Source organism: Aerolutibacter ruishenii, assembly GCF_007830115.1.
Classification (GTDB): domain Bacteria; phylum Pseudomonadota; class Gammaproteobacteria; order Xanthomonadales; family Xanthomonadaceae; genus Aerolutibacter; species Aerolutibacter ruishenii.
The window spans coordinates 360,533-374,716 of the sequence record NZ_VLKP01000003.1 but is presented as its reverse complement, the minus strand read 5'-3'; the positions used below and the strand labels follow the sequence as shown (position 1 = coordinate 374,716).

The window sequence follows — 14,184 nt, the reverse complement described above, 5'->3', positions numbered from 1 at the left end:
GCACCAAACTGTTGGGATGGAGGCCTTCGGCGCTTATCTGGCCCCACTGGTTGACCGCTCGAAACACCGGCCCTTCTTGCACGCCAGCCGCCTGCAGCCACGTCTGGGTCGCCTCCACCGGACACAGCCGCGACAACGCTGGCACTTTGTAGGTGACGCCGGCGGCCTGCCTATCGCCCTTGCTGCGCGGCAGGAAGCAGGTCATCCCCTGTCCCGGCACCAGCGTGAGATGGGCCACTTCCAGCCGCAGCAGTTCATCGCCGCGAAAGCCACGCCAGAATCCGAGCAGCACCAGCGCTCGGTCCCGTTGGTGGCGAAGCGCTGCCGCTCCATCGCCCCGGGCATGCGCCGCCGCGATCGCTGCAGCCAACCAGTCATCGAGCTCGACCAGCCGCCGAATCTGGAGCGGCGCGGCTTGCTTGACCTGGCCCGGGTGCAGGGTCTGGATGCCTTTGAGCACCTTGCGCACCAGCGGCGACCGGGTCGGGTCGACAAAGCCGTGGTCGCGGTGCCAAGAGGCAATGGCGGCCAGCCGGTGGCGAAGGGTGCTGGTGGCCAGGGTCTGCGCATACGCGGCCAGGTAGCGGGCCACGCTGTCCGGTGTCGCTGGGAGGTGTCCTTGCCACTCGACTTCAAAGTGCCGCAGCGCCGACGCATAGCTGCGCACCGTGTTCTGGCGCGTGGCCGCATCGAGGTGGCGGTCCAGTTCGGTCACTGGCGCGTGGCCTCCACCGAGGCCGGCTGCCGCAGCGTTGACAGGATGGTGCATTCAGCCCGCTGCCCGCCGTGGCAACTGGCAATCACCCGTTCCAGCTCGCTTGCCATGCGCTGCAGGTCGGCCATGCGCGCCCGCACGTCGGTCAGATGGCTGCGGGCCAGCCGATCCACGTCCCCGCATGAAAGCTCTTCATCGCCGGCCAGCTGCAGCAGGCTGCGGACCTCCTCCAGGCTGAAGCCCAGGTCCCGGCCGCGCGCAATGAAGCGCAGTCGCTCGATGTCGGCCGGGCCATAGACCCGGTAGCCATTGCCCGAGCGCCCCGGGCGCGGCAGCAGGCCGATCCGCTCGTAATAGCGGATGGTCTCCAGATGGCACCCACTGGCGTCGGCAGCCTCACTGATTTTCATTCGTAGTACGCTTGACTCCGTAGTAGCTACGGACTTTACCCTCACCAGCTGTGCCATGCCAGCGGTCCGCCTGGGCCTGGCTTCCCTGCGACTGGAGATGTTCCGATGAGTGATTGCGGCTGCCACCACGAGGCCAAGAACGCGCAGGAGCGGCGCGTGCTCTGGATCGCCCTTGCCCTGAATGCGGCGATGGCCGTGATCGGCGGCATCGCCGGCTGGGTCGCCCATTCCACAGGCCTATTGGCCGACGCGCTGGACATGCTGTCTGACGCCACCGCCTACGCCATTGGCCTGGTCGCCATCGGGCGCACGGCCCGCTTCAAGGCGAACGCAGCCTGGGTCAGCGGCAGTGTATTGCTGGTGCTGGGCGTGGGTGTGCTGGTGGAGGTCGGCCGTCGCGTGATGTACGGCGCCGAGCCGGTCAGTGGCTGGATGATCGGCACGGCGCTGCTGTCGCTGGTGGTCAATATGACCGTGCTGCGCATGCTGGCGCCGCTGAAGTCCGGCGAGGTGCACCTGCGGGCGACCTGGTTGTTCACCCGCGCCGATGTGGTGGCCAACGTCGGGGTGATCCTGGCCGGCCTGTTGGTGTGGTGGCTGGCCAGCCCGTACCCGGATTTCGTGATCGGCGCCCTGATCGGCCTGTATGTGATCAAGGAGGCCTTCGAGATTCTTGGTGATGCTCGCCGGGCACGTGCCGACGCGCGCAAGACCCCTGCATGACCGCCCGTGGCCGGCTGCGGACGGGCCTACGCTGGCTGCTGCTGGCGCAGCTGGCGGTGGGTTTGCTGGTCCAGCCGGTCTTGGGTCTGGCGAGCGAACTGCACGTTCACATCCATCCGACCATTGCCGCCCATGCGCCGGCAGTGGCCGCACCGGCACCTGAGGGTGGCATCGGCGCCGCCTTGCACCGCCTTCAGCAGCTGGCGCTGTGCTGCAGCCAGGCCGCACAGCCCCCTGAGATCCTGCTGACCGTTGCGGACATCGGCCGGCATTTGCCGGTGATGCAAGTCAACACGCGCCCGTATCCGCACGAGCAGCCGGTCGCGCCGTTCCGGCCTCCGATCGCAGGGTGATCTCCGCCGGCAGCGCCGGCCTAGCGACCTGCTGCTGTGCGCGGTGGTGATCGTTTGTTGATGTCGAAACCCTTCGGAGTACTTCCATGCATGTGCGATTGGCGGCCTTGGCCGCATGGCTGCTGCTGACTGCGGCGACAACGCCGGCGGCAGCGGCCGAACTGATGACCTTGGACGACGCGTTCGCGCGCGTGGCCCAAACCCACCCCGAGCTGCGCTTGGTCGATGCGCGGGCCACCGTGCTCGCTGCCGAGCGCGACCAGGCGGTGCAGCGCCCACCGTGGACGCTCGGTGCCGAGGTCGAAAATGCGTTGGGCACTGGCGCGGCCCGCGGTCTGGACAGCGCCGAGTTGACCTTGAGCCTGAGCTCGGTGCTGGAGCGCGGCGGCAAGCTCGACGCCCGGCGCACCTTGGCCCAAAGCCGGATTGATGCACTGGCCGTGCAGCGCGAGACCGGGCGGCTGGACTTGCTCGCCGAGACGGCGCAGCGCTATCTGGCCGTTGTCGGTGCCGACCGGCAACACAGCCTGGCGGACATGGATGTTGGCCAGCGCCAGCGAACCGTGGCCGCTGCCCGGCAACGCCTGCAGGCCGGCGCTTCACCCGAATCGGTGCTGCTCACCGCGCAGGCAGCGCTGGCGCGGGCCGAGCTGACGCGTGATCGGGCCGAGCAACAGCGATTGGCCGCCCGTCAGCATCTGGCCGCGCTGTGGGGCGAACGTACTCCCACCTTCGAGGTGGCTCCGGCCGATCCGATGGCCCTGCCGGCGATCGCCTCCATGCAGACGCTGGCCGATGAGCTGGAGCGGACTCCGGAACTGGCGCAGTTTGCCGACGCCCGACGGATCGCGCAGGCACGACTGCAGCTGGCACGTTCAGCGGCCTCACCGGACCTGTCCTGGCAGCTCGGCGTGCGCCGCCTGCAGGAGACCGACGACACTGCACTGGTCGCTAGCATGTCCATACCGCTGGGCAGCCGCAGCCGCGCACAGCCAGAGATCCGCGCCGGCGAAGCCGAACTGGAGGTCCTGACGATCGAGCGCGAGGCCAAGGGCTTGTCGCTGTATTCCACGCTGGTCGAGGCCCATGGCCGCTACACCGTCGCACAAGCCGAGGTGGCGCGCCTGCACAGCGACGTGTTGCCGAAGCTGGCCCGAGCCGAGCGGGCCGCTGAGCGTGCCTATCGCGCCGGAGCGATCAGTTACCTGGAATGGGCCCAGTTGCAGTCCGAACGCACGGCCATGGCCCAGCAGCAGCTGGACGTGGCCTTGGATGCGCAACGCGCCCTGATCGAAATTCAACGACTGACCGGCCAGGCGCTTGTAACGCCGCCGGCGGCCGCTTCCATTGGAGAAACCCCATGAATCGCTTTTCCTGGACCGCACTGGGCATGGCTCTGTTGCTGACGGCCTGCAATGCTTCCGCTCCCAACGAAGCCTCTGAGGGCGCCGCCGCCGCTGAGGGCGAAGAGCACGGCGAGCACGAGGAAGCGCCGCTGGAAACCAAGATTGCCGCCAAGGCTGCGCAGGCGGCGGGTATCCAGGTCGCGCCGGCAGGGCCCGGTGAGATTGCTGACGAGCATGAGGTGCAAGGGCTGCTCACCCCCATCGATGGGCGCATCGCGCAGGTCACTGCACGCTTCCCCGGACCGGTCCGCTCCGTGCGAGCGGGCGTGGGCGATCAGGTACGGGCCGGCCAGGCACTGGCCACAGTAGAGAGCAATCTGAGCCTGACCACCTATACCGTCACCGCGCCGATCAGTGGCGTGGTCATGGCGCGTACGGCCGCTGTGGGCATGGCGGCTGCTGAGGGCGCGCCACTGTTCGAGGTCGCCGACCTGTCCACCCTGTGGGTGGACCTGCACATCTTTGGGGCCGACGTCCAGCACATCGGTGCCGGCGTGCCGGTGACGGTCACCCGCTTGAGCGATGGCGTCACCGCGCAGACCACCTTGGAGCGCGTCCTGCCCGGCACCGCCACGGCCAGCCAAAGCACCATTGCGCGCGCCACCGTGGCCAACACCGATGGCCTGTGGCGGCCGGGTTCGGCGGTCAAGGCGCGGGTCACCGTGGATCGCCAGTCGGCGGCACTGGTGGTGCCAATCACCGCGCTGCAGACCGCAGAAGACCAGGACGTGGTCTACGTGCAGCAGGGAGAGACCTACCACACCCGGCCGGTCAAGCTGGGGCGCCGCGACGCTGAGCGCGCCGAAGTGCTGGAAGGGCTCAAGGCCGGTGAACAGGTGGTGGTGGCTCAGAGCTTCCTGATCAAGGCCGACATCGAAAAGTCCACCGTGGAAGAGGAATGAGGCCCGCCATGCTCGAACGCCTCATTGGGCTGTCCATCCGCCACCGCTGGCTGACGCTGGTACTCACCGCTGCGCTGGTTGCGCTGGGCGTGTGGAGCTACCGTCACCTCTCCATCGACGCCACACCGGACATCACCAACGTCCAGGTCCAGATCAACACCCAGGCCCCGGGCTACTCGCCGCTGGAGGCCGAGCAACGGGTCACCTTTGCTATCGAAACGGCCATGGCCGGCCTGCCCAAGCTGGACTACAGCCGCTCGCTGTCGCGTTATGGGCTTTCGCAGGTCACCGTCGCCTTCAAGGACGGCACCGACCTGTACTTTGCCCGCCAGCAGGTCGCCGAACGGCTGCAGCAGATCGCCTCCCAGCTGCCCGAAGGATTGGATCCGGAGATGGGCCCCATCTCCACCGGGCTGGGCGAGATCTTCATGTACACCGTGGAGGCCGAGCCCAACGCTCGCAAGCCCGACGGCACTGCGTACACGGCCACGGACCTGCGCACCCTGCAGGACTGGGTGATCCGGCCGCAGCTGCGCACTACCCCTGGCGTCACCGAGGTCAACACCATCGGCGGCTTTGAGCGGCAGATCCACATCACTCCCGACCCGGCCCAGCTGGTGGCGCTGGGGTTCACGTTGAACGACGTGGTCGCCGCGGTCATGCGCAATAACCAGAACATCGGCGCCGGCTACATCGAACGAAACGGCCAGCAGTTCCTGGTGCGCGTGCCCGGCCAGCTGGCCAATCTGGAGGCGATCGGCAACATCGTGCTGGACCGGCGCGATGGCGTGCCCATCCGGGTGCGCGATGTCGCCAGCGTCGGCGAAGGCAAGGAGCTGCGCACGGGCGCGGCCACCCAGAACGGCCATGAGGTCGTGGTCGGTACCGCTTTCATGCTGTTCGGCGCCAACAGCCGGGAGGTCTCCCAAGCGGCTGCGGCCAAGCTGGACGCCGCCAACGCCAGCTTGCCCCCGGGCGTGCATGCCAAGGCCGTGTATGACCGCACCGCGCTGGTGGACCGCACCATCAATACCGTGTCCAAGAACCTGATCGAGGGCGCGCTGCTGGTCGTGGTGGTACTTTTCCTGCTGCTGGGCAATGTGCGCGCTTCGCTGATCACCGCCGCAGTGATTCCGCTGGCGATGCTGTTCACCATCATCGGCATGGTCCGTGGCGGCGTGTCGGGCAACCTGATGAGTCTGGGCGCGCTGGACTTCGGCCTGATCGTGGACGGGGCGGTGATCATCATCGAGAACTGTCTGCGCCGCTTCGGAGAGGCGCAGCACGCGTTGGGCCGCCAGCTCAACGATGAAGAGCGCTATGACCTGACTGCCTCGGCCACCGCTGAGGTGATCCGTCCCAGCCTGTTCGGTCTGGGCATCATCGCGGCGGTCTACCTGCCGATCTTTGCGCTGTCGGGCGTGGAAGGGAAAATGTTCCACCCGATGGCCATCACCGTGGTGCTGGCCCTGACCGGTGCCATGGTGCTGTCGCTGACCTTCGTGCCGGCGGCGATCGCTGCCTTCCTGCGCGGCCGCGTGGCCGAGCACGACAACCGCCTGATGCGCTGGTCACGCGCTCGCTACACGCCGCTGCTGGATTGGGCGCTGCGCCGGCGGGTCGTGGTGCTGACAGGCGCGGCCGTGCTGGTGGTGGGGTGTGGCGTGCTGGCTACCCGCCTGGGCTCGGAGTTCGTACCGAGCCTGGATGAAGGCGACATCACTTTGCAGCCCATGCGTATCCCCGGCACCAGCCTGGAGCAGTCGGTGGCCATGCAGGAAACGCTGGAGAAGCGCCTGGCCCAGTTCCCGGAGGTGGCCAACATCTTCTCCAAGATCGGCACCGCCGAGGTGGCCACCGACCCGATGCCGCCGTCGATGGCCGACACCTTCCTGATGCTCAAGCCCCGCGACCAGTGGCCCGACCCGCGCAAGCCCAAGGCCGAGCTGGTGGAAGAGCTGGAGGCGGCAGCCAAGGAAATCCCCGGCAGCAACTACGAGTTCACCCAGCCCATCCAGATGCGCACCAACGAGTTGATCTCCGGCGTCCGTTCGGACGTGGCAGTCAAGGTCTACGGCGACAACCTGGACCAACTGACGCGCCTGGCCAGCCGGGTCGAGCGGGTCATGCGCAGCGTCCCCGGCGCCGAGGATGTCAAGGCCGAGCAGGTCACCGGCCTGCCGCTGCTGACCATCACGCCAGATCCGGCGGCATTGGCACGGTATGGCCTGAACCCGGGCGACGTGCAAGAAACGGTGGCCACCGCCATTGGGGGCAGTGTCGCCGGCCAGTTGATCGAGGGCGACCGCCGCTTCGACCTGGTCGTGCGCCTGCCCGAATCGCAGCGCCAAGACCCGGCTGTGCTGGCAGATCTGCCCATTCCACTGCCGGAAAGCGCCAGCGTGGACGAGTCCAGCCGCCTGGCCACCGGCGCCAATGGTGGGCCTCGCACGGTGCCGCTGCGGGAAGTGGCGAAGATCCAGGTGGAGCGCGGGCCCAATCAGATCAATCGCGAGAACGGCAAGCGACGCGTGGTGATCACCGCCAACGTGCGCGAGCGCGATCTGGGCGGGTTCGTCGGCGAGTTGCGCACGCGCATCGGCCAAGATGTCACGCTTCCAGAGGGCTACTGGATCGATTACGGCGGCACCTTCGAGCAGCTGATCTCGGCCACCCAACGCCTGGGGGTGGTGGTTCCGGTGACACTGGCGTTGATCTTCGCCCTGCTGTTCATGGCCTTCGGCTCGGCCAAGGATGCGGCCATCGTGTTCAGTGGCGTACCACTGGCGCTGACCGGCGGTGTGCTGGCGCTGGCCCTACGCGGGATTCCGCTGTCGATCTCCGCCGGCGTGGGCTTCATCGCGCTGTCGGGCGTGGCTGTGCTCAACGGGCTGGTCATGATCGCCTTCATCCGCCGCCTGCGCGAACAGGGCGATCCGCTGGACGACGCTGTCCGTGACGGCGCCCTTGGCCGCCTGCGCCCGGTGTTGATGACCGCCCTGGTGGCCTCGCTGGGCTTCCTGCCCATGGCCTTGAATGTCGGCGCCGGCTCGGAGGTGCAGCGCCCGCTGGCCACTGTCGTCATCGGGGGGATTGTGTCATCCACCGCATTGACCTTGTTGGTGCTGCCGGTGCTCTATCGTTGGCTGCATCGCGACCGAGCTCCCCGCGCCGGTGGCAGTGCCTTGGAGTCTTCGACACCATGAACGAGATCAACTTGGAACAGGTGCGTGCGGCGATGTTTACCGACCCCGGCGTGAAAGCGGTGGATGACCTGCGCCTGGTCCCCACCAAAGAGCGCGGTCGTGCGATCGCGGCCACCATCACCGTGGCTGCGCCGTCGGTCGACCTGGACTTGGTGCACGCGGTGACCGCCCGCGTGCTCGCCGACCAATTCGGCATCGATCAGGTCATGCTGTGCTTCAACGACCCGGGACCGGTGCCGCCGCCCCCCACCGCGGCACCCTTGAAGAAGATGTGATCGCCTGCGGCCCTGTGCGCCGACAGGGTCATTGAGCGAGCGGCAGCCAAATCCAGAGGGCGACGAGCGTGGCCAACAGGACCGGGGGCGTGAGGATTAGCCCTACCTTCATGTACTGTCCCCACGTGATCCGTTGGCCCTTGCCGGCGAGGACGTGCAGCCACAGCAGGGTCGCGAGCGACCCAATCGGAGTGAGCTTGGGGCCAAGGTCGTTGCCCACGACGTTGGCATAGATCATCAATTCGCGGGTGGCGGCCGGAAGATTGGCCCCGTCGATGGCCAGTGCGCCCACCAGCGTCGCCGGCATGTTGTTCATGATCGAAGCGAGGCCCGCCACTGCGAAGCCGGTGCCGATCGTGGCCACAAAGGTTCCCTGCGCCGCCAGCCACTCAAGCACCGCACTTGCAGCCTTTGTCAGCCAGGCGTTGCCAAGCCCATAAACCACCAGATACATGCCAACCGAGAACAGCACGATCTGCCAGGGCGCGCCACGCAGAATCTTGGTCACGGCCATGGTGGCGCCTCGGCCGCCTGTCGCCCAGCGACCTGCAATTGCCATCAGCACCAGCGCAGCCACACCCGTCACCAAGGCGATCGGGACGCCCAGCGGCCCGGTCACGAAGTAGGCAAGGAGCAGTGATGCGAGCAGGGGCAAGGCGGCGCGGAAGACCGCCTTGTCGCGGATCGCCTCATGCGGCGCTTCAAGATCGTGGACCGGGTAGGTGCGGGGAATGTCGCGGCGGAACCAGAGCCACAGGACGATCAGCGTGGCGCCGACCGACACCAGATTCACCGGCACCATGACCGCTGCGTAGCGCCCGAACGAGACGTCAAAAAAGTTCGCGGTGACGATGTTGACCAAGTTCGAGACAACCAGCGGCAGGCTGGCCGTATCAGCGATGAAACCGCAGGCCACAGTAAACGCGAGCGCACTCGCGGGTGGAAAGTTCAAGCGCAACAGAATGGCAAGAACAATCGGCGTCAACAGGAGAGCCGCGCCATCGTTGGCGAACACTGCCGCGATCGCAGCGCCAAGCAAGACGATCAGCGGAAAGAGTTTCCGACCACTGCCGCCGCCCCAGCGCGCCACGTGCAGCGCCGCCCATGCGAAGAAGCCGGCCGCGTCTAGGATGAGCGAGATGATGATGAGTGCGACGAAAGTAAACGTCGCATCCCAGACAATCCCCCACACCGTGGCGACGTCACCCCACCCGACGACGCCGGTGGCCAACGCTACTGCGGCGCCGGCCAGTGCCGACCAACCGATACCGAACCCTCGCGGCTGCCAAATGACGAATACAAGAGTGACGATGAAAATCGCAAGGGCAAGCATGCACCGCTCCGACAAGGATTAGATGGAGCGCTGATTCACGCGCTTGGACAGTTCTTCGGCGCTCTCAACACGTTCGGAATAGCGATCGGTCAGGTACGCTGAGCGACCACGCACCAGCCAGGTGAACTTCACCAACTCCTCGCATACGTCAGCAACGCGCTGATAGTACGCAGACGGCTTCATGCGCCCAGCCTCATCAAATTCCTGGAAGGCCTTGGCCACCGAGGACTGGTTCGGGATGGTGACCATGCGCATCCAACGGCCGAGTACGCGCAGCTGGTTTACTGCGTTGAAGCTCTGCGAGCCGCCAGACACCTGCATCACCGCCAAGGTTTTGCCTTGTGTCGGGCGCTTGGCCCCGTCGGCCAGCGGAATCCAGTCGATCTGCGCCTTCATGATTCCGGTCATGGCGCCGTGGCGTTCCGGGCTGACCCAAACCATGCCTTCGGACCAGTACGCGAGCTCGCGCAGCTCACCCACCTTCGGATGATCCGGGGTGGCTCCGTCAGGCAGTGGCAAGTCATGCGGATCGAAGATTCGCACGTCGCAGCCGTACCAGCGCAAGAGTCGGCCGGCTTCCTCTGCCAGCAGCCGGGAATAAGAGCGTTCCCGCAGCGAGCCATAGAGGATGAGGATCCGGGGCGGGTGCCTGGGGTCGCCGGGCCCAGCTAGTGCATCAACGTCGATCGGTGCAAGTTGCGTTGCGTCGATGCTCGGCAGATCTGCGGCAATGCGATCGATCACGTAGACGCTCCGGCAACCGTCACGGTTTCGCCGTCTTCCTTGGTGAAGGAGGACACCGGCTTGTCCAGCAGCGCGAGCACCTTTTCGGACGGTCGGCACAGGGCCGCGCCCCGGCCGGAAACGACGATGGGACGGTTGATCAGGATCGGATGCGCCATCATCGCGTCCACCAGTTGCTCGTTGGTGAGCGCGGGATTGTCCAAGCCCAGCTCCGCGTAAGGTGTTCCCTTCTGGCGCAGGAGCTCACGAGGGGACATGCCCATCGCGGCGAGCAGCTCGACCAGCTTCTCGCGCGTGGGCGGCGCCTGCAGGTACTCGATGACCACCGGGTCTTCACCTGACTGGCGCATCATTTCCAGGGTATTCCGAGACGTGCCGCAGGCAGGGTTATGGTAGATCGTCAGCGTCATGATGATCCCTCAAGCCACGTCGGGTCGGGGCGACGTGGTGCCCTCGAACTTCCCGATTTCGCCCACCTGCGCGGCCAAGCTCGTCCGGGTTAGCGTGTGGATCGGAAGTGCGACGAACGCCTTGATGCGGTTCTCCATGTACACCAGCGCCTGCCGAAAGGCGGCGCGCTGCCACATGTCCCCGCGCGCTTCTCGGCTCGGGTCTTCGATGCCCCAATGCGCAGTGATCGGTTGTCCTGGCCACAGTGGGCAGGCCTCGCCGGCTGCCTGGTCACAGACGGTAAAAACGAAATCCATGGCCGGGGCGTCTGGCACGGCGAACTCGTCCCACGCCTTGGAGCGCAGCCCCTCGACTGGGTAGTCGGCCTGACGCAGCGTCTCGATTGCCAGCGGGTGGACCTCACCCTTGGGGTGGCTGCCGGCGGAGAACGCATTGAAACGGCCATCGCCGATCTTGCGAAGGACGCTCTCGGCCAGGATCGAGCGGGCTGAATTGCCGGTGCATAGGAACAGGACGTTAAACGGCTGAGGGAAGCTCATGCGCAGGTCTCCGCGGGACAAGGAGTGGCGAGGTTATTGAGGGCGCCGCAGATGTCCGGATTCCCGGAGCAGCAGTCCTCGGTGAGGAATTCAAGAAGCTGGCGCATGTCCTCGTAGCTGGCGGCGTACAGGACACGCCGCCCGTCGCGCCAAGAGCGCAGTAGGCTCGCCCGCTCCAAGGTCGCAAGGTGGAAGCTCATGCGCGGTGGCGGAATCGCGAGCGCTTCGGCAATTTCACCTGAGGGCATGCCATTGGGACCAGCGCGCACCAGCATCCTGAATGCGGCCAGGCGGTCGGAGTGCGCAAGAGCAGAGAGCGCTGAGACGGCAGAGTCATCGTTCATTCGTCAATTCTACAACGATCCTTGTAGGATGCAATCATTGCGGTGCCGGCACCTTTCAAGCCACGTATTGCTTAGGCTCCGGGAACCGCGAATGCCACAAGATCCAACGCTTCTCTATGTGCTTGCGCTGGCAGGGATGTAGAGCTGATGACCCGGCAAGGCGCACGCGCCGGCATACACAAAGGCCACGCTTTGCCGTGCCCGGGTGAAGGCCACGTAGTACTTCGGTGGCGCGGTGATGCGCGCCGCATCGGCCGTGCGCAGGTACTGCGTCAACGGCCCGTTCGGAAAGATAAGGACCCGACTGTAGGTGCGGCCCTTGCACTGCCCAAAGTTCACCGCTGGTAGTCCGTCGCAGGCTTGCCGCCGATCATGCCGAAGCACGGTGGGGGCAAACTCCTGCACGTACGCCGCAACATCCCCTGGAGCGACGAGGTAGATGCCATCGTGCCCGGTGACCTCGCCATTGCCTGATTGGGTCGGCGGCATCTGCGGATAGAGCGTGTCAGCCATATCGCACAGGGCCTGAACGCAGCGCAGACTGATGAGGCGGTGATCCAGCTGGCATAAGCCGTCCGACTCCCAGATCTGAAACAGCGCTGCCAGATTGGGCCCACGATACTGGCTGTGCCTTTGCGCATAGTTGGTGGCATACGTCGCCTGGCGCGTATCACCCACCAACGTGATGGCGATATCGCTCTTCAACAGCCGCTCGACCAGATCCAGATCAAAGCCGGCCAGGTCCTGAACTTCGTCGATGTAGAGCTCGTCGTACATGGCCGCCAGGCGCGCCATGACCTGACCTTGGGTCAGCTCATCGCAGCGCACAGCAAAGTCGGCCGCCCGGTCCGAATACATCCGGTTGCCTGCCAGGTAGTGGCGCGCTACCTGTGTGCGTGGGGCCCGGTTGTTGGTGACGCCTTCTACGAACAGGATGGTCTCGATGCGAGGCTCAGGGCACAGTGCCGCCTGGTACGGGCGGATGCACTGGCGCAGCAGGAAGCCATACCAGCTGTGCAAGGTGACATGCGCGGGGACCGCGCCGGCGTGGACCTCAAACGAGCGCCGGATCTCTTCAAGGTTTTCCAGCGTGTAGGTGACAATGGCGATGCGGCGCCCAGGTCGCTCCAAGGCCTGCCGGACCAGCAGCGTGGTCTTGCCAGAGCCGGCCGCTGAGAGCAGTACCCGGTTAGGCGATGGCACGCTGGACATAGTCCGGGAACCTGATCGAGTGCGGGCTGTTGAAGATCGCCAGGGCCGTATCGGTCTTATGGCCCTTCATGTACTTGAGCAGCGCCACCTCATCGGCAAACGTCTTGCCCAGCACGATATTGAGTTCGGCCAGCGAGTTGGCTTTGATCAGCTGCTCTTCCAGCGATGGGGCGCTTTCGTCGGAATCGTAGTAAATCGCGGTGAGGTGCTCGGCATAGCGTTCCTGCACAACCGCGATGTCACCATCGTTGTCGGTGATCACCTTGGCCTGAATTTTCAGCCGCTCTGCAATCTGCAAGAAGCGCTTGAATGCCAGCGACTTGACCGAAATGATGTCTACGCCGCGAGCCATCGGCGTCACGCCGTGGTGGTCGCTGTAGGCGCGCTGCACAATGAGCTCGTCGGAAGGGCCTTCCACCAGGATCGCCTGCTTGGCCAGGATCAACCGCAGCGTGTCGTGGCCCGGCAGCTTCATGAAATAGTCGTGCGTATCGCTCGGCAGCTGGTCCAGCTTCATCTGGCCCTGCGCGCTGAACAGGATCACGTTGTCCACGCCCAGTTTGTTCAACACGAAGCTGCTGTGGGTGGCGATAATCACCTGCTGGGCGGTGGAGAGGGCCGCAATCTTGTCGATCAGCTGGGTCATGCTGGAATAGGACAGATGGTTCTCCGGCTCCTCGATCAGAAGCACGTGGGCCGCGCCGGCCGCGTGCATCGCCAGCTTCATCTTTACCGCGCTTTGCTCGCCCTTGCCGGCCTGGGTGAACGGGAGCTCATCCAGGTAAGGTGACAAACTGGTTTCCCACGTTGAGCGCGGCGATGTGTCCACACCCACCGTCAGCGCCCGGTGGCTAATGTCCCCGGTGTGCTCGGTGAGATACGTATTGATTGCCGCCACGTCCGCTTCTTCAGAAAAACTCTGCCGCATGCGGCGGAAGCTCAGCGACAGCGAGACACGTTGCGAAGGCGTCAATGCCTGCTCGATGATGCCGGCGATATAGCGATCAGCACCGGACAAGGTCTTGATGCCGTGCGTGTCGATGATGGTCGAGTCGAACGGAATGCTGCGAGCGGTGACGCCATTGTTGGCGAAGGAATACCAGCGCACCGTGTAGTACTCCACCGGCAGGCTGACCGCGCCCTGGTGCTGCTGCAGGTAGGCGTTGAACTCCTCGCGGTAGTCGTCGTTGAGCTCGACCAGCAGGCGGATGCCGGCGGTATCCAGGCGCAGGGAGTTGTTGGTGCCACGCAACGACGCCAGCGCGGCGTCTGCGCCCAAGTAGGCTTCGATGGAGATCCGTGGCGGCGAGGCCGGCGTGCCCGCAGCAAGGGTCGCCAAATATTCCTGCACCGTGGGCTGGTGAAACAGGTAGGGCGTGAGCTCGTAGGCGAGACTGCGCCCATGCAGTTGCCCGGTGACCACCGCGTGGATGGCCTCCAGCAGGGTGGACTTACCGACCTCGTTGTCGCCCACCACCAGGTTCATGTGGGCGTTGAGGGGCAGGTCCAGATGGCGAAACGACTTGAAGTTGTCGATGACGATACGTTCGATCGGCATGCACAGTCCTTTGATGGCCAAAGAGTTCGGTGGCGGCGCCTGCTTGCACCCCG

General features: G+C 65.5%; 15 protein-coding genes. 6 read left to right on the top strand and 9 right to left on the bottom strand.

The window, feature by feature from the left end:
- Both IP93_RS05705 and IP93_RS05700 read right to left on the bottom strand, forming a co-directional pair.
- A partial coding sequence (locus IP93_RS05705; RefSeq protein ID WP_242006754.1) for a site-specific integrase occupies positions 1-715 on the bottom strand: 715 nt, incomplete at its 3' end.
- Complete coding sequence (locus tag IP93_RS05700; protein ID WP_014159616.1) at positions 712-1,125, bottom strand: MerR family transcriptional regulator; 414 nt, start codon at positions 1,123-1,125, stop codon at positions 712-714. The genes IP93_RS05705 and IP93_RS05700, both read right to left, overlap by 4 nt.
- 105 nt (positions 1,126-1,230) lie before the next feature.
- Here IP93_RS05700 and IP93_RS05695 point away from each other — a divergent pair, with 105 nt between their 5' ends.
- The 6 genes from IP93_RS05695 (at position 1,231) to IP93_RS05670 (ending at position 7,990) form a co-directional block, all read left to right on the top strand.
- A complete protein-coding gene (locus IP93_RS05695) occupies positions 1,231-1,848 on the top strand; it encodes a cation efflux transmembrane domain-containing protein (RefSeq protein ID WP_014159617.1) in 618 nt (205 codons plus the stop codon).
- On the top strand, positions 1,845-2,201 hold the full coding sequence (locus IP93_RS05690) for a hypothetical protein (protein WP_014159618.1): 357 nt from the start codon (positions 1,845-1,847) through the stop codon (positions 2,199-2,201). Before IP93_RS05695 ends, IP93_RS05690 begins: the two co-directional genes overlap by 4 nt.
- A gap of 86 nt (positions 2,202-2,287) precedes the next feature.
- A complete protein-coding gene (locus tag IP93_RS05685; RefSeq protein WP_043290359.1) occupies positions 2,288-3,565 on the top strand; it encodes a TolC family protein in 1,278 nt (425 codons plus the stop codon).
- Positions 3,562-4,509 (top strand): efflux RND transporter periplasmic adaptor subunit, encoded by a 948-nt coding sequence (locus IP93_RS05680; RefSeq protein ID WP_014159620.1) that lies wholly within the window; start codon positions 3,562-3,564, stop codon positions 4,507-4,509. Before IP93_RS05685 ends, IP93_RS05680 begins: the two co-directional genes overlap by 4 nt.
- 8 nt (positions 4,510-4,517) lie before the next feature.
- Complete coding sequence (locus IP93_RS05675; RefSeq protein WP_144813091.1) at positions 4,518-7,715, top strand: efflux RND transporter permease subunit; 3,198 nt, start codon at positions 4,518-4,520, stop codon at positions 7,713-7,715.
- A complete protein-coding gene (locus IP93_RS05670) occupies positions 7,712-7,990 on the top strand; it encodes a hypothetical protein (RefSeq protein WP_014159622.1) in 279 nt (92 codons plus the stop codon). Before IP93_RS05675 ends, IP93_RS05670 begins: the two co-directional genes overlap by 4 nt.
- 28 nt (positions 7,991-8,018) lie before the next feature.
- Here IP93_RS05670 and IP93_RS05665 read toward each other — a convergent pair whose 3' ends face one another.
- The 7 genes from IP93_RS05665 to IP93_RS05635 all read right to left on the bottom strand — a co-directional run bounded on the left by IP93_RS05665 (position 8,019) and on the right by IP93_RS05635 (position 14,131).
- Positions 8,019-9,323 carry an arsenic transporter gene (locus IP93_RS05665; RefSeq protein WP_014159623.1) on the bottom strand — a complete coding sequence of 435 codons (1,305 nt, stop codon included), beginning with the start codon at positions 9,321-9,323 and terminating at the stop codon, positions 8,019-8,021.
- 18 nt (positions 9,324-9,341) lie between these two features.
- A complete protein-coding gene (gene arsH / locus IP93_RS05660) occupies positions 9,342-10,067 on the bottom strand; it encodes an arsenical resistance protein ArsH (RefSeq protein ID WP_014159624.1) in 726 nt (241 codons plus the stop codon).
- A complete protein-coding gene (arsC, locus tag IP93_RS05655) occupies positions 10,064-10,477 on the bottom strand; it encodes an arsenate reductase (glutaredoxin) (RefSeq protein ID WP_083833443.1) in 414 nt (137 codons plus the stop codon). Before arsC ends, arsH begins: the two co-directional genes overlap by 4 nt.
- Positions 10,478-10,486: 9 nt before the next feature.
- A complete protein-coding gene (locus IP93_RS05650; RefSeq protein WP_014159626.1) occupies positions 10,487-11,017 on the bottom strand; it encodes an arsenate reductase ArsC in 531 nt (176 codons plus the stop codon).
- Complete coding sequence (locus IP93_RS05645; RefSeq protein ID WP_014159627.1) at positions 11,014-11,361, bottom strand: ArsR/SmtB family transcription factor; 348 nt, start codon at positions 11,359-11,361, stop codon at positions 11,014-11,016. The genes IP93_RS05650 and IP93_RS05645 overlap by 4 nt, the downstream gene beginning before the upstream one ends.
- 114 nt (positions 11,362-11,475) lie before the next feature.
- Positions 11,476-12,573, bottom strand: a complete 1,098-nt coding sequence (locus tag IP93_RS05640; protein ID WP_014159628.1) for a UvrD-helicase domain-containing protein — start codon at positions 12,571-12,573, stop codon at positions 11,476-11,478.
- On the bottom strand, positions 12,551-14,131 hold the full coding sequence (locus IP93_RS05635; protein WP_014159629.1) for an ATP-dependent nuclease: 1,581 nt from the start codon (positions 14,129-14,131) through the stop codon (positions 12,551-12,553). The genes IP93_RS05640 and IP93_RS05635 overlap by 23 nt, the downstream gene beginning before the upstream one ends.
- Positions 14,132-14,184: the final 53 nt, after the last annotated feature.